Annotated in this window: 15 protein-coding genes; 11 read left to right on the top strand and 4 right to left on the bottom strand. The window is 67.1% G+C overall.

The window, feature by feature from the left end; genetic code table 11:
- Window positions 1-4 precede the first annotated feature (4 nt).
- Together ACOGW9_RS04955 and ACOGW9_RS04950 are read left to right on the top strand one after the other, a co-directional pair.
- Complete coding sequence (locus ACOGW9_RS04955; RefSeq protein ID WP_419908957.1) at window positions 5-505, top strand: N-acetyltransferase family protein; 501 nt, start codon at window positions 5-7, stop codon at window positions 503-505.
- Window positions 502-909, top strand: coding sequence for an NUDIX hydrolase (locus ACOGW9_RS04950; RefSeq protein ID WP_419908955.1), 408 nt, complete (start codon window positions 502-504; stop codon window positions 907-909). The genes ACOGW9_RS04955 and ACOGW9_RS04950 overlap by 4 nt, the downstream gene beginning before the upstream one ends.
- On the opposite strand, the gene ACOGW9_RS04945 is transcribed toward ACOGW9_RS04950, so the two are convergent.
- The gene (locus ACOGW9_RS04945; protein WP_419908953.1) at window positions 862-2463 is read right to left on the bottom strand and encodes a hypothetical protein; all 1602 of its coding nucleotides are present in this window, start codon (window positions 2461-2463) and stop codon (window positions 862-864) included. The two genes, ACOGW9_RS04950 and ACOGW9_RS04945, sit on opposite strands and share 48 nt — an antisense overlap.
- Before the next feature lie 240 nt (window positions 2464-2703).
- Here ACOGW9_RS04945 and ACOGW9_RS04940 point away from each other — a divergent pair, with 240 nt between their 5' ends.
- The gene (locus tag ACOGW9_RS04940; RefSeq protein WP_419908951.1) at window positions 2704-5151 is read left to right on the top strand and encodes a DNA gyrase/topoisomerase IV subunit A; all 2448 of its coding nucleotides are present in this window, start codon (window positions 2704-2706) and stop codon (window positions 5149-5151) included.
- 59 nt (window positions 5152-5210) lie between these two features.
- Window positions 5211-7235, top strand: a complete 2025-nt coding sequence (locus tag ACOGW9_RS04935) for a DNA gyrase/topoisomerase IV subunit B (protein ID WP_419908949.1) — start codon at window positions 5211-5213, stop codon at window positions 7233-7235.
- A gap of 138 nt (window positions 7236-7373) precedes the next feature.
- On the opposite strand, the gene ACOGW9_RS04930 is transcribed toward ACOGW9_RS04935, so the two are convergent.
- Window positions 7374-8195 carry a hypothetical protein gene (locus ACOGW9_RS04930; RefSeq protein ID WP_419908947.1) on the bottom strand — a complete coding sequence of 274 codons (822 nt, stop codon included), beginning with the start codon at window positions 8193-8195 and terminating at the stop codon, window positions 7374-7376.
- Window positions 8196-8371: 176 nt separating this feature from the next.
- Here ACOGW9_RS04930 and ACOGW9_RS04925 point away from each other — a divergent pair, with 176 nt between their 5' ends.
- The 3 genes from ACOGW9_RS04925 to ACOGW9_RS04915 are packed head-to-tail and all read left to right on the top strand — an operon-like array spanning window position 8372 to window position 12482.
- Window positions 8372-10108: an N-acyl-D-amino-acid deacylase family protein gene (locus ACOGW9_RS04925; protein ID WP_419908945.1), complete on the top strand. Its 1737-nt coding sequence runs from the start codon at window positions 8372-8374 to the stop codon at window positions 10106-10108.
- Window positions 10109-10150: 42 nt separating this feature from the next.
- Window positions 10151-10864, top strand: coding sequence for a DsbA family protein (locus ACOGW9_RS04920; RefSeq protein ID WP_419908943.1), 714 nt, complete (start codon window positions 10151-10153; stop codon window positions 10862-10864).
- Window positions 10865-10868: 4 nt separating this feature from the next.
- On the top strand, window positions 10869-12482 hold the full coding sequence (locus tag ACOGW9_RS04915; RefSeq protein ID WP_419908941.1) for a flavin-containing monooxygenase: 1614 nt from the start codon (window positions 10869-10871) through the stop codon (window positions 12480-12482).
- A 31-nt stretch (window positions 12483-12513) separates the two neighbouring features.
- Here the strand turns inward: ACOGW9_RS04915 and ACOGW9_RS04910 are convergent, their stop codons facing one another.
- Complete coding sequence (locus tag ACOGW9_RS04910) at window positions 12514-12927, bottom strand: hypothetical protein (protein ID WP_419908939.1); 414 nt, start codon at window positions 12925-12927, stop codon at window positions 12514-12516.
- Complete coding sequence (locus tag ACOGW9_RS04905) at window positions 12924-16454, bottom strand: SNF2-related protein (protein ID WP_419908937.1); 3531 nt, start codon at window positions 16452-16454, stop codon at window positions 12924-12926. The genes ACOGW9_RS04910 and ACOGW9_RS04905 overlap by 4 nt, the downstream gene beginning before the upstream one ends.
- Window positions 16455-16795: 341 nt before the next feature.
- On the opposite strand from ACOGW9_RS04905, the gene ACOGW9_RS04900 reads away from it, so the two are divergent.
- From ACOGW9_RS04900 to ACOGW9_RS04885, 4 genes are all read left to right on the top strand, one after another.
- The gene (locus ACOGW9_RS04900; RefSeq protein WP_419908935.1) at window positions 16796-18508 is read left to right on the top strand and encodes a proline--tRNA ligase; all 1713 of its coding nucleotides are present in this window, start codon (window positions 16796-16798) and stop codon (window positions 18506-18508) included.
- A gap of 251 nt (window positions 18509-18759) precedes the next feature.
- Window positions 18760-19482, top strand: a complete 723-nt coding sequence (locus tag ACOGW9_RS04895) for a corrinoid protein (RefSeq protein WP_419908933.1) — start codon at window positions 18760-18762, stop codon at window positions 19480-19482.
- 148 nt (window positions 19483-19630) lie between these two features.
- Window positions 19631-20293, top strand: a complete 663-nt coding sequence (locus tag ACOGW9_RS04890; RefSeq protein ID WP_419908931.1) for a DUF1638 domain-containing protein — start codon at window positions 19631-19633, stop codon at window positions 20291-20293.
- Entirely contained in the window at window positions 20290-21231 is a 942-nt protein-coding gene (locus tag ACOGW9_RS04885) for a dihydropteroate synthase (RefSeq protein WP_419908929.1), read from the top strand. The genes ACOGW9_RS04890 and ACOGW9_RS04885 overlap by 4 nt, the downstream gene beginning before the upstream one ends.
- Window positions 21232-21235: the final 4 nt, after the last annotated feature.

Below are 21235 nucleotides of genomic sequence, written 5' to 3'. Positions count from 1 at the left end.
TCCGGTGGACATAGTTGCCCGCCCTGCCGGGCCCGAGCACTTGGGCGCGCTCGCGCAGATGGCCTCTGAGGCAGTGGTCGAACAGGAAGACGCCCGAGGGGGCTGGGTTTGGTCTCGCCGGGAGGTGCGGGGGCGTCCGTTCGAGGAGAGCCTGGCAGCCGATCTGGGCGATCCCGACTGCGCCGTGTGGATCGGCGTGATCGACGACGCTCCGGTGGGCTACGCCGTGGCGGCGGTCGAGACGCTGCAGACCGGCGAGACGCTGGGTCGCGTCACCGATCTGTATGTCACTCGGGGTGCCCGGGAGGTTGGCGTCGGCGAGGCACTGATCGGTGAAGCGCTGCTGTGGTGCGAGCAGCAGAACTGCGTCGGCGTGGACGCGCTCGCGCTACCCGGCAATCGTGCCACCAAGAACTTTTTTGAGACTTTCGGCTTCACTGCACGGCTGTTGGTGCTGCACCGATCGCTGCAGCCGGATGCTCCGACATCGCTTCGCACAAAATGAGCCGGCCGGTTCCCACGGTGTGCGTCGGCGGCATCGCCGTCCGGGAGCGTTCGGTGTTGCTGGTGCGTCGGGGCCGCCCGCCGGGCGAGGGTTTGTGGGCGTTTCCCGGCGGGCGTGTCGAGCCTGGGGAGCGCCTGAGCGACGCAGTCGAGCGTGAACTGGCTGAGGAAACCGGGCTCGTCGCGAGATGCGGCGAATTGGTCGGCGTGACCGAACACGTCAGCGAGAGCCTGCACTTCGTGATCTTGGATTACGCGGTGGAGTGCGACGCCGATGCCGAGCCGGTGGCCGGGGATGATGCGGCGGAAGCCCGGTTCGTGAGCTTCGCGGAGGTACGGGAGGGTGCTCTGCCACTCTCAGGCGGGATGCGTGAGTTCCTCGACCGCCACGTCCTCAGCGGCTGAGTCGCCGCCCGTCGCGTCGCTCTCGTTCGCTTGGGGCCGTTCGCCTCCAGCGTCGGCATCGTCGTCGTCGGCCTCTGCTGGCACCCTGTCATCGCTCTCGGCGTCGGACTCGTCTGCGGTCGCGGCGGCGGCGTCGACGGACTCGGACTCCTCGGCTTGCTCAGCCGCTTCGGGCTGTTCGGCCGTTTCGGCCTGCTCAGCCTGTTCAGTTGGCTCCGCCTGCTCCGCCTTCGGTCGGCGCCCGCGGCCGCGCCGTGGCTGGCTGCGCTGGCTGGCCTCGGCGGGGTCAATTCCGAGCGCGGTGGCCACTTCGGGCAGGCGAGTGGCGACCTTCCGAGCTACTCCGAGCAGCTCGGGGGTCGGCTCGGCTGGGATGGCGGGCAGAACGACATAGGGACGGACGGGCGAGAAGGCCACCGCTTCGAGCACCACCGCAATCCGGTGCTGTGAGGCGCCGGCTCCGAGTGCCGCATTGGCCTGCGACGTAAGTTCCTGGGCGATCTCGGGCGGCAACGGAGCACCGGCTTTGGGCGGCCGCGAGCTGAGTCGCAGCGCACGCACGACACGACCGTCGGCCAGCGTGGAGCGCAGCTCGTCGTGCCATTCACGCTGGCTCTGCTCGACGCGTTCGTTCAGACCAGCCCTGATCTGCTCGGCCAGTTCCCGAGCCTCGGAATCACGGGCGTAGTCCTCGGCGGCCACCAGAACTGAGCGCAAGTCGCGCAGGTCAGCTCGGTCGATCCCGGCGAGCGCTGCATCGGCACGGTCTCGCCATTCGGCGATCTGCAATGGTCTGACCAGCGATTCCGCCAGGGCAAGCACGCCCTCCGCTGGCACTTCGGGTGTGCCCTCTTCGGTTGCCTTGCGGTTCTGCGCCTCGATCTCGGTCCGCACGGCCGCGAGACCGCCGCGGGCGACCTGCTCAGCCACCACTTGCTGCTCGGCAGGCAGCGCAGCGATCAGCGCTTCACGGTGCTTGCGGCCGGGGCGAAGCTTGCGGGCCTTGGGGCGCGGGGGCCGTTCGGGAGCGGGGGCCTTCTGCTTATCGGATGCATCTTTGGGTGGGCGTCCCTTGGCGTCGCCGTCCCGGCGTTGGCTCCGATCGGGGTCCCGCCTTCGCCGTCGCTTGTCGCCGTCACGCCCGGATGCGGCGGGACGCTCGCCGTCGCGCTCCCGACGGCGTCCGCGCTCGCCACGGTCGCGGCGCTCGCCCGAGCGGCGCTTGGGGCGACCGCCCTCACCGTCCCGCTTGCGTCCCCCGCGGCCGCCGACCCGGGCAGTGGTCGTCCCAGCTCCGCGATCGGGTGGGCCGATCAATTCGATGCGCTCGGCGGGAGGCTTGCCGCTGCGGGCCTTGGGCGGGAGCACCTGGGTAACGAAGATGCCATCGACTTCGAAGTCGGCGTCGACGCGCAGCACATCGCCCTCGCCGGCGCCCGCTGGCAGCAAGTCGCCATTCAGCACGCCTTTCGGCTGCTTCGCGCCTGCAGCACGCCACGTCCACGAGCCGTCGTCACGCCGGCTGGTCAACTCGACCTCGAGGCGACGGCTCACAGCGCCTTCACCAACACCCGCGGCAGGCTAGTGGTGTGCCCCCCGGTGACGGCACGAGTGCCCTCTGTGCCGGATCTCAGAGCCGCGAGAAATAACCGCTACGGGATCGGGCATCAGTCGTACTCTCGGAAGCAGCCGCCGGATCGCCCCGCGCCACAGCGGTTCATTCCGGCGCTGAGGGCGTGTTCGCGCACGCCTGCAGTTCTGCGATACCTCCAGTCCCTGAAAGGGGCTTCGACGATGGCCGGACCGACCGCACCGACGACGATTGCACGCGAGATCCACGAGATCGATGTCGCTGACGAGATGCGTGACTCGTTCATGCCGTACGCGCTGTCGGTCACGACGGCGCGGGCGATTCCCGACGTCCGTGACGGCCTTAAGCCTGTGCAGCGCCGGATCCTGTATGTGATGGACGACTTGGGGTTGCGCCCCGGCACGCCGTTCCGCAAGTCAGCCGGCGTGGTGGGGGAGGTCATGGGCAAGTACCACCCCCACGGCGACGGCGCCATCTACGAGGCGATGGTCCGCATGGGTCAGAACTTCGCCATGTCGGTGCCGCTGGTAGAGCCAAAGGGCAACTTCGGCAGCCTCGACGACCCACCGGCCGCCTACCGCTACACCGAGGCTCGGCTGAGCCCGGCCGCCATGACGATGGTGACTGGTATCGACGAGAACACCGTCGATCTGGTGCCGAACTTCGACGGCGAACGGACCGAGCCGGCGTGCCTGCCGGCGTTGCTGCCGAACCTGCTCGTCAACGGAGCGAGCGGCATCGCAGTGGGCATGGCCACCAACATGGCGCCGCACAACCTGTCCGAGATCTGCTCCGTCCTGAGACTGGTACTGCGCCAGCGCCGTCCTAAGCCCACGATCGCCGAGCTCATGGCCCACGTACCCGGGCCCGACTTTCCTGCCGGTGGGGTCGTCATCGTCGATGATGGGCTCGCAGAGGCCTACGAGACCGGCCGCGGGACCGTTCGCATCCGGGCGAAGGCCCACATCGAGCCGCTGACTGCGCGCCGCGACGGCATCGTGGTGACCGAGCTGCCCTACATGGTCGGCCCCGAACGGGTGCAGGCCAAGATTCGCGAGCTGGTGGCCAGCGGGCGCCTCGAGGGCGTGGCCGCGGTGAACGATCTCTCGGATCGCAACCACGGGCTGCGGCTGCTGATCGAAACCAAGCCGGGCGTGAATGCGCATGCCGTGCTGGAGAGCCTGTGGAGCCTGACGCCAATCGAGGACACATTCGGCATCAACAACGTGGCCTTGGTGGACGGGGTGCCCCGACAGCTCGGTTTGCTGGCACTGTGCGAGCACTACATCGCGCACCGGCTGGATGTGATCGTCCGGCGCACCCAGTACCGGCTGGACCGGGCGACCGAGCGCGAGCACATCCTGGCGGGCCTGCTGGTTGCGCTCGACAACATCGATGCGGTCATCGCGATCATCCGGGGCGCGGAGAACGTGGCGGCTGCACGCGCCGAGCTCATGACGCGCTTGGACCTCACCGAGATCCAGGCCAACCACATCCTGGACATGCAGCTGCGGCGGCTGACGGCGCTCGAGACACAGCGCCTGCGCGATGAGCTGGCCGACGTTCGCGAGGCCATTGACGGCTACCGCAAGATCCTGGCGTCGGACGCTCGGCGGAGAACGATCGTCGAGCGTGAGTTGGACGAACTGGTTGAGCAATTCGCGGTGCCGCGTCGAACCCAGATCAGCCATCGCGATGAGATGGCGAGCTCTGCGCTGGCGGTGGGGGAGGGGAGCGCGGAAGGAACCCTCGACCTGGAGCGCGACATCAACGGTGACGAACGAACCAGCCTCGTGACGCTGTCGACGTCGGGGCTGCTGGGCCGCCGCCACGAGGAGGATCCCCTGAACGCCAAGCCAGGCCGCCACGACGTGCTCCTGGCGACGGCGACCGCCTCGGACTTCGATGTCGTACATCTGGTGACAGACCGGGGCAGGGTCCTGCGCACCGAGGTGCGTTCGGTTCCCGAGATGCTGCGGGGGAGTCGGGGTGCACCCGTGCGCGAGATGTTCTCGCTGGCGCGTGGCGAGCAGCCGGTGGCGCTCTTCGGCCACGCTGGCGCACCGATCGCCTTGGTGACGCGCACCGGGGTCGCGAAGCGCCTCGATGCTGGGTCGCTCGCCTCGGTACGCAGCGGAAACACGGTGATCTCGCTCGGTGACGGTGACCGTGTCGTTGCTGCCTTCGACGCTCCCGACGGTTCCGAGTTGGCACTCGTGTCCACGACGGGTCACGTGCTGCGGTTCGGGGCAGATGCGCTCACCGTGCGAGGTCACGGCGCAGCCGGTGTCGCCGGCATCAAGCTGCGAGCTGACAGCACTGTCGTGGCGGCTGGATCAGTCTCCTTCGGGGCCGTGGTGGTGCTGGTGACCGACGAAGGCGCAGTGAAGGTCACCGAGATCTCCGACATTCCCTCACGAGGACGGGGAACTGCCGGTTCGCCGACCGTGAAACTGGCCGGCTTCGAGACGCAGGTCGCCTACGGATGGGTGGGTCTCAACCGGCAGGTCGCCGCGATCGTGGCACCCCACGACGACATCGGGTCCCCCGACCCGGTGCCGCAGCGCCCCGATCTTTCGCCGACCCGGCGCAACGGGCCGGCCAAGCACATCGCCGAACGCATCCTCGCGCTGGGGGAGTACCGGTTCTGATGGCACCATCGTCACCATCGACCACCAGCGGGGTCCGCACACCGACCATGTCCGGGAAGATGCCCGATTACGACGCAAGCGCCATCGAGGTGCTCGAAGGACTCGAAGCGGTGCGCAAGCGCCCCGGCATGTACATCGGCGGCACCGGCTCGGGCGGCCTGACGCACCTGTTATGGGAGATGATCGACAATGCCGTCGACGAGGCGGCGGCAGGTCACGGCAAGCTGATCGAGATCACGCTGCATGACGGCGGCTCCTACGAGGTGGTCGACCGCGGCCGCGGCATCCCGATCGACGTCAAGCACGACAACATCACTGCCGTCGAGGTGGTGTTCACCGAGCTGCACGCAGGCGGCAAGTTCGGCAACGGGGCCTACGGAGCCTCCGGCGGGCTGCACGGTGTCGGCGCCTCGGTGGTGAATGCGCTGTCCAGCCGCATGGAAGTCGACGTGAACCGCAAGGGCGCCACCCACCGCCTGGAGTTCAAGGACCGCGTCGCCGGCCACACCGACAGCGCCGGTCGCTTCCGAGCGAGCCACAAGCTCAAGCGGGTCGGGCGGGTCTCGGCAGGGCGCACGGGAACCCGCGTGCGCTTCTGGCCCGACACGGGGATCTTCGACCCCGCCGCCACGGTGGACTTCGATGAGGTTCGCGAGCGCATCGAACAGGTCTGCTTCCTGGTGCCCAAGGTCAAGATCACCATTGCTGACCGCCGCCGGGACCCAGCCGTTGTCGAGGAGGTCGTGTCCAGCGGCGGCCTGGGTGACTTCGTCGACAAGCTGTCGGGTGACGAAGAGCCGGTGACCGGGCTGATCCGCCTGACCGGCTCGGAGTCGTTCACCGAGCGAGTTCCGGTGGACGGCAAGCTCACCGACGTCGAACGTCACTGCGATGTCGAGATCGCCATGCGCTGGACTCGCTCGTATCACACTCGCATCGTCGGTTTCGTGAACACGATCCCGACTCCCGAGGGCGGCACACACATCGCCGGGTTCGAGCGGGCGCTCACCGCATCGGTGAACACCGCGTTGACCGAGGCCGATCCTCGCAAGCTGCGACGCCTCAAGGACGATGCCCGGGCTCAGCGCGAAGATGCCCAAGAGGGCCTGGTCGCGGTAGTGCGGGCCACCTTTGCCGAGCCGCAGTTCCGCGGCCAGACCAAGCGGGAACTGGGCACCCCACAGGTGCAGCGGATCGTGGCCAACGTGGTGCGAGAGGGCTTGCGAGCCTGGTTCGACGGCAGCGCTCCCGGTTCGCGCAAGGTGCACGTGCGTGCGCTGATCGACAAGCTGGCAGACGCCGTGCTGAATCGGGTCGAGTCGCGACGGGCGCTCGACCAGCGACGCAAGGCAGCCGCACTGGGCAGCAACGGGATGCCGGACAAACTGGCCGACTGCCGGCTGCATCCCGAAGGGGAGCTGCTGATCGTGGAGGGGGACTCTGCGGCGGGGCCGGCGAAACGTGCCCGCGACAGCGCCTGGCAGGCGGTGCTGCCGCTGCGAGGCAAGGTGGTGAACGCCGGCAAGGGCACGTTGCGCGCCGTGCTCGACAACGCAGAGGCGACAGCGTTGTTCACCGCGCTGGGGGCCGGTTCGGGCCCGGACTTCGACGCAGATGGATGTCGCTACGAGCGTGTGGTGCTGCTGGCCGATGCAGACGTCGATGGCAGCCACATTCGCTGCCTGGTGCTCACCCTCATGTACCACTACATGCGCCCGCTGCTGGAGGCGGGTCGCGTGTACGCGGCCCAGCCGCCGACCCATGCCTTCACGATCGGCGCCGAGAAGCGCTTTGTGTACTCCGAGGCCGAACGGGAGGCACTCGTAGCCGAACTTGACGCCGCCGGCCGCCGCTACCGGCTCACCCGATTCAAGGGACTGGGCGAGATGGATGACGGCGAGCTGTACGAGACCACGCTGAACCCCGAGACACGAGTGCTGCGCAAGATCAGCCTCGGCGAGGCACGCGGATCCCAGGAACAGGCTCGCAAGGCGTTCTCGGTAATGATGGGCGCCGCAGTCGAGCCCCGCCGCGAGTTCATCGTGAAGCACAGTCGCGACTACGGCCAAGCACTCGACATCTAACGCGGCGTGAGCCATCGCTGGAGCTCTCGGGCTGGTTCTGGGCCGGATCGAATACGCCGATAATAGACATTATGTCAAGTTGTCGGAATTCTGCCGCAGAGAGCGCACGGCCCCGCCCACTAGGGGCAGACCGTCCCCCTACAGCGACTCTCCTGCGGCGCGGCAGGCAGGGGTGGCGCGCATCTCGTCGTTGAAGCACCAGGGTCGCCAGCCGTAACGCTCCCATAGTTCGTAGGCGGCAGTGACATTGACAGTGGGATCCAGCCAGGCGTCGCACGGCGACGAGGGCAGATCCCCGGTGTCGTACGCAGCTTCCTTGGCCCGGTAGCACCACTGGGCTGCGGGTGTCGAGAGTGTGCGACCGTCACATCGCAGATTCGCCGGGGCGACAGAATCGGGCAGGCTGTGTATCTCTGGCAATCCGTCGATGGCTGTGCCGGCCCAGCAAGTGGCATTGAGCTGCAGTAGTCCCCAATCGTTAGTGATCGAGACCAGTTGGGCGTCGCATCTTGACTCTCGCCAGGCCATAGCCAGCACGACATCGACATTCCAATCCCTGCCGTTTCCGATCAGCGCGCGAAATTCCTGACACTCGGCCTGCCCGCCCTCGGGTAGCTCGAGTGGCAGTGCGTGCACCGGCTCGACGACGTCGGTCTCGGTCTGGCTTGGCTCGGCGAGCACGTTTGGATGCTCCCCCACCGAATTGGTCGTGCTCCTGGGCTCGCGGTAACGACGTGTGATGACGGGAGGCGCCGGCGCCGGGGCGGCCTCCTCGAGCACACCGGCAACAGCGTCGGTGATCTCGACGGAGGATTCCGGCTGGTGCGGATGCTGGTCGAGACCGTCGATGTCGGCCGCGCCGCCCGCTACGAGGACGGCAACGCTGGCCGCTATGAGGCCCGCGAAGGTGAGCGCCGCAGAGGCGGCGAGGACGTGCTTGCGCTGTGCAGTGAGTTTCATTGCCTGAGAGGGTCGGCAAACGAGGCGGCAGCCTAGGTCTGTGCGGAGCTCACTACGCGGCAACGTCCCGGCAGCGTTCGAACCGGTTGGGTAGCGTGAAGGTTCGGTACTGGCGTGACACAGGCGCCGCCGGTACCGGCTCGGACCGATCGAAGCGAGCACACCGGGGGCATGCCATGAGCGCTGAGTTCGACATTCACATCAAGGGCGGGACAGTCGTCGACGGAACGCGGGTGCCTCGCTACAAGGGCGACGTCTGGATCCGCGACGGCAAAGTGGCCCAGCTCGGCGGCCGCCCGCAGGGCACCTCGAAGCGGGAGATCGACGCCACCGGCAAAATCGTGGCGCCCGGCTTTGTCGACCTGCACACCCACTACGACGCCCAGATCCGCTGGGATCCGTGGTGCACCATCTCGGGCTACCACGGCGTGACCTCGGTGGTGCTCGGCAACTGCGGGTTCGGTTTCGCACCGGTCAAGCCCGAGTTCCGCGACCGCTCCATGCTCACCATGACTCGTACTGAGGCGATCCCCTATGAGTCGATGCGGCTGGGCATGGATTGGGACTGGGAGACCATCCCCGAGTATCTCGACTCGCTGGACCGCGCCCCCAAGGGCGTCAACGTCATCCAGTACATGCCGACGGCGTCGCTCATGACCTACGTCATGGGCCTCGACAAGGCCAAGGCGGGCGAACCGGCATCCGAAGCCGAGCGCAAGGAAATGGCTCGCCTCCTGCACGAGGGCATGGACGCGGGCCTGTGCGGCTTCTCCATCCAGCGCCTCGGCCCAGACAGCGTGCAGGCCGACTTCGACGGCTCCCCCATGGTCACCGACATCATGTGCGACGAGGACATCCTGAACTTGGCGCGCGTGCTGGCCGAGCGCGACGAGGGCTTCATCCAGATCACCCAAGGCACCGGCGACATCCGCGCCGACATCAAGTTCCTCGAAGTGCTCGCTGCAGCAGCACGTCGACCCATCCTGCACAACGTCGTCGCACCGGCCCGCAAGGATCCCGAGGTGCACCGGCGGCCGCTGCGTTGGATCGACAAGTGCTGGAACCAGGAACTGCCGATCTATGCACAGTGCGGCACCGGGCGCGCTGGCTTCGCCTTCACGCTCGAACACTGGAACCTCTACGACGCCTCCCCCGCCTGGCGTGCGGTCACCACGGGCTCCAAGGAGGACAAGATCGAAAAGATGTCCGATCCGGAACTGCGCAAGGCGCTCGTGGACGAGGCCGAGGAAGCCGACCGCCGGCTGCAGGTCATCCAGGCCGGTGTGGGCGGCAACCCCAAGGGCCTGATCGTCCAGGGCGTCAATCGTCAGGCTGACATGCAGCAGTACGTCGGCCGCTCGGTCGGCGATCTCGCCGAAGAACAAGGCAAGCACCCCATCGAGGTCATGCTGGACCTGTCCCTGCAAGGCGATCTCAACGTGGAGTTCCTGGGCCCCGACAAGGGCTCGAACGCCGAATTCATGGGCGAGATGATGCAGTCGCCGTACGCCATCCCCGGCGTCTCCGACGGCGGCGCGCACACCAAGTTCTTCAGCGGCGGCTCCTACACCACCGACTTCTTGACGTGGCTGGTGCGCGACGAAGGCACCGTGACGCTGGAGGAAGCGCACTACCGGCTCTCGGCGTTGGCGGCCCACGCTGCGGGCTTCAAGGACCGCGGCACGCTGCGTGAAGGCGCCGCCGCGGACGTGGTGGTCTACGACATGGAAGAACTCGAGATCGATCCGCCGTGGATCGGCAACGTCGAGCACGACCTGCCGGGCGGCGAATGGCGCCGGGTCCAGCGGGCCAAGGGCTACGACCAGATCATCGTCAACGGCGAGGTCACCTTCGAATCCGGCGAATGCACCGGCGCAACACCTGGCCAGCTGCTGCGTCACGGCCGCGGTTGAGCGGCGCGCAAGACACAGCACGGCTGAATTGGAGACCCCCGCATGACCATCACTCCTGAGACTTACGACGGCCCCACCGAGGTCGACTTCCACTTCGACGTGATGTGCCCCTGGGCATACCAGACCTCCATCTGGATGCGCGACGTGCGCGACCAGTTGGGGCTGACCGTGAACTGGAAGTTCTTCAGCCTCGAAGAGGTGAACCTGCGCGAGGGCAAGAAGCATCCCTGGGAGCGCGACTGGAGCTACGGCTGGTCGATGATGCGCATCGGGGCGATCCTGCGGCGCGAATCGATGGACCTGCTCGACCAGTGGTACGCGGCGTCGGGCGAAGCTCTCCATGTCGACGGCAACCGTCCCCACAATCCCGACGTCGCCCGGCACTTGCTGGAACAGATCGGGGCCGATCCCGGCATTGTGGAGCTCTCCATCGACGACGAGAGCACCCACGACGAGATCAAGGCCGAGCACCAGCGGGTCATCGACTCGGGCGGCTTCGGCGTGCCCACGCTGTACTTCGGCGACACAGCGATCTTCGGACCGGTGCTGCTCGACCCGCCCACTGGCGAAGCGGCGCTGCGCATGTGGGACCTGGTGCTGGGCTGGCTGGAGTTCCCGCACTTGTATGAGATCCAGCACATGCCGCGTGACGAGAAGAAGATCTTCGACACCTTCAGGCCGTACCTCGAGGCACGCGACTGGGTGAGCATCAACCGCGGCAAGGAAGTCGGCTTCGAGCCTGCGGCAGCGGACTGATCCGATGGAACGTGCACGGCACAGCGATGTCGTGGTGCTGGGCGCCGGAGTGTCCGGCATCTACCAGATCAAGCGGCTCGTCGACCTCGGCATCGATGCTGTCGTCCTCGAGGGCGAAGATGATCTCGGCGGCACGTGGTACCGCAATCGCTACCCGGGTTGCCGGTTCGACTCCGAGAGCTACACGTACGGGTACTCCTTCTCGAAGGAGGTACTCGACGAGTGGCACTGGAAGGAGCGCTTCTCGTCCCAGCCGGAGAATCTGCGCTACCTGAACTTCGTGGTCGACAAGTTCGACCTTCGTCGCCATATGCGCTTCGGTTCCAGAGTCGGGCGGATGGCGTGGGACGACAGTGCACGGCACTGGCATCTGCGGCTCAGCGACGGCAGTTCGCATACGGCGCGCTTCGTCATCACCAGCCTCGGCCCCCTGTCGGCACCGACGTTGCCGAGCTATGACGGCATGGACGCATTCGAGGGCGAGGCATTTCACACCTTCTTCTGGCCTGCCGAGCCGGTTGCGCTGGAAGGGCGTCGGATCGGCGTCATCGGCACTGGGGCGACGGGGATCCAGGTGATCGCCGAGCTCGCCGACAAGGTCGGCGAGCTCAAGGTCTTCCAGCGCCGTCCCAACTGGAGCACGCCGCTCAACAACTCGCCGATTTCCGAAGCAGAGATGGGTGACATCCGCGACCGCTACGACGAGATCTTCGCCAACTGCGCAGCCTCGCCCGGCGGCTTCGAGCACGTGCCGCGGTGGGGGTTCTGGGACAAGACGGCGGCCGAGCGCCGCGCCTTTTGGGACGAGCTCTACTCGCAGTCCGGCTTCGCCATCCTGGCCGCGAACTTCGCGGAGATCTTCTTCGATGAGGCTGCCAACCGGGAATTGTCCGATTACATCGCGGATCGCATCCGCAGCCGGGTCGACGATCCTGCCGTGGCGGAGAAGCTGATCCCGACGGACCATGGTTTCGGGCTCCAGCGCCTGCCGCTGGAGACGCACTACTTCGAGGCCTACAACCGTCCCAATGTGGAGTTGGTCGACCTGCGGGAGACACCGATCGAGCACTTCACGCGGACTGGCATTCAGACCAGCGGCGCTCACTATGACCTCGATCTGATCGTCTACGCCACCGGGTTCGACGCCATCACCGGCGCGTACGACCGGGTGGAGATTCGCGGGGTCGACGGCACCTCGCTCGCCGAGCGCTGGCGGGATGGGCCGAGCACGTACCTCGGCGTGCTCTCGCACGGGTTCCCCAACCTGTTCATGGTGGCCGGACCCCAGAGCGTGTCGGGATCGACGAACTTTCCCCGGGCGATCGAAACCGGAGTGGATTGGGTCACCGACTTGGTGACCCATGCACTCGAGAACGGCTACAGCAGGGCCGAGGCCGAGCTCGGGGCCGAGCAGGAATGGGTGGACGAGGTGATCCGTGCCCATGAACGAATGCTGTTCCGTCGAAGCAAGGGCTGGTTCACCGGCTACAACTCCAACGTTGCCGGCCACCAAGAGGGCAGCGTCCGCTACCAGGCCTATTTCGGCGGAGCGCCCCGCTACCGGACCAAGGTCGACGAGATCGCAGCCGCCGGCTACTACGGCATCAAGCTGAGCTGAGCTGAGACGCGGGAAGTCAATCCGGCGCAGCTCAGGACGAGGTGAACGTCTCGTCGGATTCGTCGAGCAGGCTTCCGGCGGCAGCGAGCGCGCCTGCCATCGCGACGGCGCGCTGATACACGGCTTCGAAATAGTGCTCCGCAACCATTTCCCGCCCGACGAGCGGCGGTTTGCCGAGCGAGCGCACCGTAGAGGTCGGGTCGGGTGTCACTGAGATGCGAGGGGTCTCAGCGGACAGCTCGATGTCTGCCGATACCACGATGGCCTCAGCAGACGGTTCACCGCTATCGGCATCTGCAGATTGGCCTGTCTGCTCCCCCGCCGAGGGATCCGAGATGCCGCCATGCCAGAACTTGATGCTGGTCTCTGCGGCCTGCCGCTGCTGCGCTTCGGTGCCGCCCAGACGTCGGGTACGCGATGTCTTGCGGCGCCGGCGGGAGCTCATGACCCGCCTGCCCCTGCAACGCCGGCAGCCACGAGCTCGCCGACCTCAGGACTGTCGGCGTCCAGCCCGTCGAAGTCGTCAGCCAAGAGCGCATCGGGATTGATGCCCAGCGCATGGCGGAGTTGCTCAGCGTCGAGATCTCCAATAGAGCTCGACTTGGGAAGCACCATGTCGGCGATCCGTCGCTTGCCGGCAACCACTTCCTCCACGCGCTCGTCGACCGTGCCAGGGCACACCAAGCGGTGGCAGATGACGGTGCGGGTCTGCCCGATGCGCCACGCCCGGTCGCGCGCCTGGTCCTCGACAGCAGGGTTCCACCAACGGTCGTACAGCACGACGTGGCTGGCAGCGGTCAGGTTCAAGCCAGTGCCGCCCGCCTTGAGCGACAGCACCATTGCCCCGGGGCCCTCCTCGGTCTGGAAGCGCCGCACCATACGGTCGCGCGCAGCGCGCCCCAAACCGCCGTGATAGCAGTCGATGTGCAATCCGGTCCGCCTTGAGAGGTACCCGGCCAGCCGTTCGCCCCAAGTGGCGAAGTGGGTAAAGACCAGCGCCCGCTCCCCCGCCGCGAATACCGCTTCGAGGATCTGGTTGAGCCGGTCCAGCTTGCCGCTGCGACCCTCGATGCGATCGTCGATGTCGTCGGGCCGGTAGTTGAGCGGATGATTGCAGATCTGCTTGAGGGCAGTGATGGCGGCCAGCACTGCTCCCTTGCGTCGCTCCCCCGTCTGCTCGCTCTCAGCGGTGTCCACGATCAGCTGGTCCAGCACGGCCTGGTACAGGCCGATCTGCTCGGGCGTCATGGCGCAATGGGCCATCTCGTCGATCCGGTCAGGCAGCTCGGCTGCGATCTGGGGTTCTGCTTTGGTCCGACGGAACACGAGCACACCATTGAGGGCGTGCAGGGCCGACTCGGCCGCGCCTCGGGCATCACCGGGCCGCTGCAGCTGGGCGATGAACGGTGCCCGCGCGCCGACAAGGTCAGGATTGCAGAAGTCCATAATCGCCCAGAGGTCGCCTAGGCCGTTCTCGATCGGAGTGCCCGTGAGCGCCAGGCGGCTGCGCGCTGTCAATCGCCTGAGCTGTTTCGCCGTCTCGCTCGTGTGGTTCTTGATGACTTGGGCCTCGTCGACGACGATGCGGTCCCAGGTGATCTCCTCCAGCGCCTCGATGTCGCGTACAGCGGTGCCGTAGGTGGTGATCACCATGTCGATCCGGGTGTTTCCGTTTGAACCGGTGGTGTCACGCAGTGCGCTCACCAGCTCGTCAGGATCGCGCCGGGATGGTCCGTGATGGACGATCGCTCGCACGCCGGGCGTGAAGCGAGCTGCTTCGGCTGCCCAATTGCCGACGACTGCGGGCGGAGCGATGACCAGTGCAGGCGCATCTCGCCGATCAACCGCAACCTGCGCCAGGATCGTCGGCGTCTTGCCGAGGCCCATGTCAAGTGCCAGGCATCCGCCCAGCCCAGCGCCGTCCAAGAACTCCAGCCACGCCACTGCCTCGGCCTGGTAGGTGCGCAGCTCGCCGACGAAGCCGTCGGGCCTGCGCGAGGGTGCAGAGGGAATCTCCGCAGCAGCTCGCAGCAGGTCCGCCGCCCAGCCGCTGCCCGAGATGGTGACGCCGCCGCGGACCGACGGTCCTTCGAGCCCCAGCACCTGGCGCAGCATCTGGGAGCCCGTCAGCGAAGTGACATCTGCACGATCGGCGAGGGCCGCTGCTGCCTCGGCGAGGTCGGCATGGTCCAGCGCGATCCACTTGCCCCGGTCACGCACCAGCGGGCGAGCCTGAGAGGCCAGGTCATGGATCTCGTCCGCGGTGAGCTCGACGTCGCCGAAGACTGCGGTCCAACTGACTGCGGTGAGCCGCTGGGCACCGAGTGCGCTGTCCGTTTCCTCGGTGGCGGTGAGGCGCAACGACGGTGCAGGACGCTCGCGTGAGAGGTCCGGGACTTCCACCGCGAAGCCTGCCGACTGCAGGGCGGGACCGGTCACCGACATCAGCTCCCAGGCTTCGTCCTGGCTGAGGATGACCTCACCGCGCCGCTTGCCGCCCGGGCGCATCAGCACCGGCAGCAGCCGCTCCAGCCGGGCGAGCTGGTCTCTCACTTCCGTCCGGTGCGCGCTGACCCCGCTCACCATCGCCACTTCGACGGGCTCGGTCGCGCCCTCGGGGTTCAGCGCCAGAACCTCGAGGTGCCACGCTCCCGCATCATCTGGCTCGTCGAGTCGCACCACCAGCGACTGCTGGGCCGCTGTGGTCACGGGCCGCGACCACAGCTCGATACGCCGGGCGAGATCCGAGCCGTGCGTCGCTGATCCGACGAAACGGGTGCCGTCCAGGTAGGCCAGGAAAGCCTCGGCCATTTCCGCCTTGCTGCGCGGCTCGGGGGAAGCAGCCGGCACGTCGAGACGCTTCGCGGCGCTGGTCATGATCGCGTCGACCATGCCAACAAGCGCCGACTGGGTCACCGTGCGGGGCTCGGCCTTCGGTTCTGGGGCCGTGACGGCGCTGGGAAGGCTGTCGATGAGCGCAGCCAGACGCTGCGCCGGCATCGATGCCGGTTGCCATTGGACCGAGAATTCGGCGGTGTCAGGGCGCTTGCGGTTGCGGCGCTTGCGGGCGCGATGCAGACGAGGCACCGTGCGCCCGTCGGCTACTAGCTCGACAGCGGTGCGGGCCGCTGATCGCAGCCACATCGCACTGGCACCGATCAGCCGGTCGTCGCCCTCGCCGGCGGCCATATCGGTCTGGGTATTGCCGTGCAGCGACTCGTCAATTCCATTGCCGAGCCCATTCGTGGCCTCCGCCCCGTTGTGAGAGTCGCTGAGTGTGCCAGCCGCTGAATTGGGAGTGGCGAGGGTTCCGTCGAGGCCGACCAGCCAGCCCAGCACATCGTCGATGTCGGCCACGAGGGCTTCGGCGGAGCCGCCGGCAGGCAGCTTGACGTTCGTGTTCGGACGCCACACGCTCTCGGGTGCGCCGGTGGCGACGAGCCGATCCATGACGCGTTCGGTGGGCTCGGGCTCGGTGCCTGCTCCTGCAGCCCACGCGACGATCCGCCCCGGTTGCCACGACAGCTGCAGAGCGGGCGGTTCGGGCGCAGGCCCCGCTGCGGCATCGTCACCGTCGGCAGTGGCGCTCGGGCCATCGACGTCGGGCGGCGAAACGGTGGCGTCGATCCCCGTCAGGCGTTCGTAGGCAGCGGCAAGCTCGTTGAAGTCGGATTCGAAATCCCGGACCACCTGACGGCGAATCGGCCGCGGCAGCCGGCGCACTGAGGACAGGGACGCCTCGGTCTCCTCCAGCAGGTCGAGCAGAACTCGCTCCCAGCGCTGGGGATCGGTTCGGAGTGTCTCGATGTCAACCGAGCCCGCACTGCCGAGGGCTTCGGCCCACACAAGCCGAGCGATCTCGTTCCAGCTCTTGGCGGCGAGCGCCGAAGCGGTCTCCCCGTTGCCGGAGCTTGATCGTTCGACTAGGGCCAGACCGCCGCTCGAGGCACCGCTGTGCGTGGGCGCGGTCACGGACGGCGCTAGTGCGCCATGGTTCGGAACCCGTGTCCGTGCGTCTTCGTCGCTCATTGGGTCATAGGAAGGCATCAGCAGGTGAACCGCATCGTCCGTCCGGACCGCGCATTGCGCTCAATCCGAATCTTCGACACAGGACCCGCTGCGGGCAGAAGTGCCGCTGCCGGTACGAGGCCTCGTTCGTGAGGCTTCGGTGGGCGAGCCGAGACTGCACTACCGATGTGCTGACTCCGGCTACGTCCCGTGAGGGTACCGGACGGGCCTCGCATCGCAACGCCGCCGGAATCGGGCACATATTGGCAGCGGACCCGTGAGCGCCTGCACATAGCCTCTGTCGGGTGCGATGGTCCGATTCGTTCATCCCGACGCTGCGTGACGCGCCAGCTGAGGCCGAGGCTGCGAGCCACCGCCTGCTGGTGCGAGCTGGCTTCATCCGGCAGCTGCATTCGGGTCACTACAACCTGCTGCCGCTCGGCCTGCGGGTCCACAACAGGGTGGCCGACATCGTGCGCTCCGAGATGGACGCCATCGGTGCCCAGGAGTTCCTGCTGCCTGCCATGCACCCGGCGGATCTGTGGCGGCGCAGCGGCCGGTGGGACTTGGTCGGCGCGGAGATGTTCCGCCTGAAGGACCGCAACGATGCCGATGTCGTGCTGGGCATGACCCACGAAGAGGTATTCGCAGCACTTGCTGCGGAGATGAGCTCGTACCGCGATCTGCCGCAGATCTGGTACCAGATCCAGACCAAGTTCCGCGATGAACCGCGCCCGCGCAGCGGGCTGCTGCGAGTGCGGGAGTTCATGATGAAGGACTCCTACAGCTTCGATCTCGACGAAGCGGGACTCGATGCTGCGTTCGACGCCCACTGGGAGGCCTACCTGCGGATATTCGAGCGTCTGGATCTCGAGGTGATGGACGTGCAGGCCTCATCGGGTGCGATGGGCGGCGATGCGAGCGTCGAGTTCATGGTGGCGTCGCCGGTCGGCGAGGACGACGTGGCGCGCTGTGATGCCTGCGGCTACCGGGCCAACGTCGAACGGGCCCGCGCATCGGTGCCGCCGATCGACGACCCGCCGTCGCTGCCCGCTCCCGAGCGGTTTCCCACGCCCGGAGTTCGTACGATCGACGGACTGGCCGACTTCGAAGGCGGCGCACCTGCGGACCGCCAGATCAAGACAATGGTGATGGTGTTGGACGGCGAGCTCTCGCTCGCGATCCTGCGCGGCGATCATCAGCTCAATCTCCAGAAGCTGGCTGACGGCAGCGGCGCCGCCGAGATACGGCCGGCGACTGCCACCGAAACCATGGCGCAGCTCGGCGCCAAACCCGGCAGTCTCGGCGCAGTCGGCGTGAGCGACTTGCCGATCTTCGCCGATGAGGCATTGCGCGGGCGACGCTGCATGACCACCGGTGCCAACGAAGACGACTGGCACCTGCGCGGCGTCGACATCGAACGAGATATCAGCAATCCCCGTTGGATGGACCTGCGTGAGGTGGGTGCCGGCGAGCCCTGCATCGTGTGCGGCCAGCCGCTCGGGATCGTGAGATGCATCGAGGCAGGGCACATCTTCAAGCTCGGCCGGAAATACTCCGAGGCGATGGGCGTGTCGGTGCTGGACGCCGATGGCGAGGCCCGCACACCGATCATGGGCAGCTACGGCATCGGCATCGGTCGTGCCATGGCCGCCGTGGCCGAGACCCACCACGACGAAAAGGGCCTGTGCTGGCCCATCTCTGTTGCGCCGTTCGAGGCAGTCGTGGCGATTCTCGATCTTGCTGACGAGTCGCAGTCCCGCGCCGGCGAGGTGCTGTACCAGGAACTGTCCGACTTGGGCGTCGATTGCCTTTGCGACGACCGTGAGCTGCGCCCCGGGGTGAAGCTGGCCGACACCGAGCTGGTGGGCATCCCGTTTCGCATCACGGTCGGGGCACGCAGCCTGGCGCAGGGCAATGTTGAGCTGACTGAGCGCGCAACTGGTGAGACAGTCCTGCTGACTGTGGAGGAAGCCGCGGCGGCGATCGCAGGGAAGATCGCTGCGCAACGCAGCTGAGCGGCCTCGACGCGCATCGCTGCTGCACTCATCCGACTTCTCCGAAATCGGTCCAGAGCACGGCGTCGCATGTCGCTGTCGGAGCGACCTTCGTGGTACCGTACTGCTGTACCATTCTGCGGCACAGTTCCACTATGTGGAACAGGGGTAGGCAGGAGCCTCCCGCCGCAGGATGCCAAGGGCGGATCTGCGACAGGCGACCGGGCCGGGACGCCCGGTACACGTCATGACGATGGCGAGGGGGGCAGGGTATGGCCGACGCGGCAGCCGTCGAGACCGACGATGTCGATGAAGAAATCGACCTGTCTGCGCTCGACGATGACGATCTGATCGCCCAGATGCATGACGATCTCTACGACGGGCTCGGACCCGAAATCGTCGAGGGCACCGAGCTGCTGCTCGGGCGCGGCTGGGGTGCCGACAAAGTCCTCAACGAAGCGCTGGTCGAAGCGATGCGGATCGTCGGGATCGACTTCCGTGACGGGATCCTGTTTGTGCCCGAGGTGCTGCTCGCCGCGAATGCAATGAAGGCCGGCATGGAAGTGTTGAGACCGCTGCTGGCAGAGACCGGTGCCGAGCCCATCGGCAAGATCGTCATCGGCACCGTCAAGGGCGACATCCACGACATCGGCAAGAACCTGGTCGGGATGATGCTGGAGGGCGCCGGCTTCGAGGTCGTGGACTTGGGCATCAACACCGATGTGGACGAGTTCCTCGAAGCGCTCGACGCTCACCACCCCGACATCTTGGGAATGTCGGCGTTGCTGACCACGACGATGCCCTACATGAAGGTGGTCATCGACACGCTCATCGAGCAAGGCTTGCGAGAGGACTATCTCGTCATTGTGGGAGGCGCGCCGCTGAACCAGGAATTCGGCGAGGCCGTTGGTGCCGACGCCTATTGCCGCGACGCTGCCGTCGCGGCGGAGACAGCGACAGACCTCATCAGGGCCCGGCGCGCTGCCGTTGCGTGAGATGACAGCCACCTCCTCTCCGGAATCAACCGCTCGCCGGCGGCGGCGCTCGCGTGAGCGCCGGGTAGCCGAAGCCGCAGCGAAACCGGCGGCCGCGCGGCGCGCGCCGCGGCCGCCGGCCGCCTCAGCAGAAGGCCGATCGCGCCGCGTGCTGGTACTTGGCTGTGGTGCACTCGTCAACGAGCTGCAGGCGATTGTTGGCAGCGGAGGCCTCGAACACATCGATGTGGAGTGCCTGCCGGCGAAGCTGCATAACCGTCCTGCGCTCATTGCGCCGGAAGTGCGCGCACGGCTGGACCGGCTCGCACAGCAGGGGCGAACCTATGAACAGATTCTCCTCGGCTATGGCGACTGCGGCAGCGCTGGCGCGATCGACGACCTGTGCGCCGAGTTCGAGCGAGCTCATGCGGCGGGCGACGGACCCTCGATGACCCGGGTGCCCGGCGCGCACTGCTACGAGTTCTTCGCGACTGCGCCCCGCTTCGAGGAGCTCTCCGAAGCCGAGCCGGCCACCTTCTACCTCACCGACTACCTCGCTCGGCATTTCGAGTTGCTGGTGTGGAAGGGCCTCGGCATCGCCGACCACCCCGAGCTGGCCGAGATGTACTTCGGCAATTACGCGCGTGTCGTGCTGCTCACCCAGACTCCCGACGGTGAGGAACGGGCACGCATCGAGGCGTGTGCGCGTGCGGGAGCAGAGCGGCTCGGGCTGCCGCTGGAGATCGTCGAGACCGGCTACGGCGAGCTCGAGACTGCGGTGACTGCGATCGCCGCGCCGGGACGCAAGAGCGAAGACCGGGTGCTCGCGTGACCGACACCGTCATCAGTTCCGCCACCCGCGAAGTGGTGATCGGCTTCGAACGCCCCTTTGTCATGATCGGCGAACGCATCAATCCCACAGGCCGCAAGATGCTCGCCGAGGAGATGCGCTCGGGCGACTTCAGCCGGGTGGAGGCCGACGCGCTGGCCCAGGTTGCGGCCGGCGCCCACATGCTCGACGTCAACGCCGGAGTCCCGCTGGCCGATGAACCAGCCCTGCTGGCAACGGCGGTCAAGTTGGTCCAGTCGGTCACCGACGTGCCGCTCAGCATCGACTCGTCGGTGATCGAGGCGCTCGAGGCCGGTGTGGATGCCTACGTCGGCAAGCCGCTCATCAACTCGGTCACCGGCGAGCCCGAGGTGATGGAGCGCGTCCTGCCCCTGGTGGCCCGTGCAGGGGCGGCAGTCGTGGCGATCTCCAATGACGAGACCGGCATCAGCGAAGACCCCGATGTCCGCTTCGAGGTGGCCCGCCGCATCGTGAACGCTGCCGCCGATTTCGGCATTCCGAGCCACGATGTCGTCGTCGATCCGCTGGTGATGCCGATCGGCGCGATGAAGACAGCGGGTCGGCAGGTGTTCCAGCTCGTGCGGCGATTGCGCGACGAGCTGGGCGTGAACACCACCTGCGGTGCCTCCAATGTCAGTTTCGGGCTGCCCAACCGCAATTCGATCACCGGCACGTTCCTCTCGATGGCCATCGGGGCAGGGCTGACATCGGCCATCATGAATCCTCTCCACGCGGAGGTGAAGACCGCAGTCATGGCCGGCGATGTGCTGGCGGGCAACGACGAAAACTGTGCAGCGTGGATCTCTGAGCACCGTGATCGCGGCGCTCCAGGAGCGGTCGGGTTGCCAGCAGCCGCAGCAGGGACCGGAACCGGCGAACGTCCACGCCGACGGGGCGGCCGTCGCGCTCGCGTCGGCTAGCGGT

The organism is Candidatus Poriferisodalis sp. (genome assembly GCF_965203655.1).
In the GTDB taxonomy this organism is placed as follows: Bacteria; Actinomycetota; Acidimicrobiia; order Acidimicrobiales; family Poriferisodalaceae; genus Poriferisodalis.
Note: the sequence above shows the minus strand (reverse complement) of the source record. Positions and strands in the feature narration are given on the sequence as shown.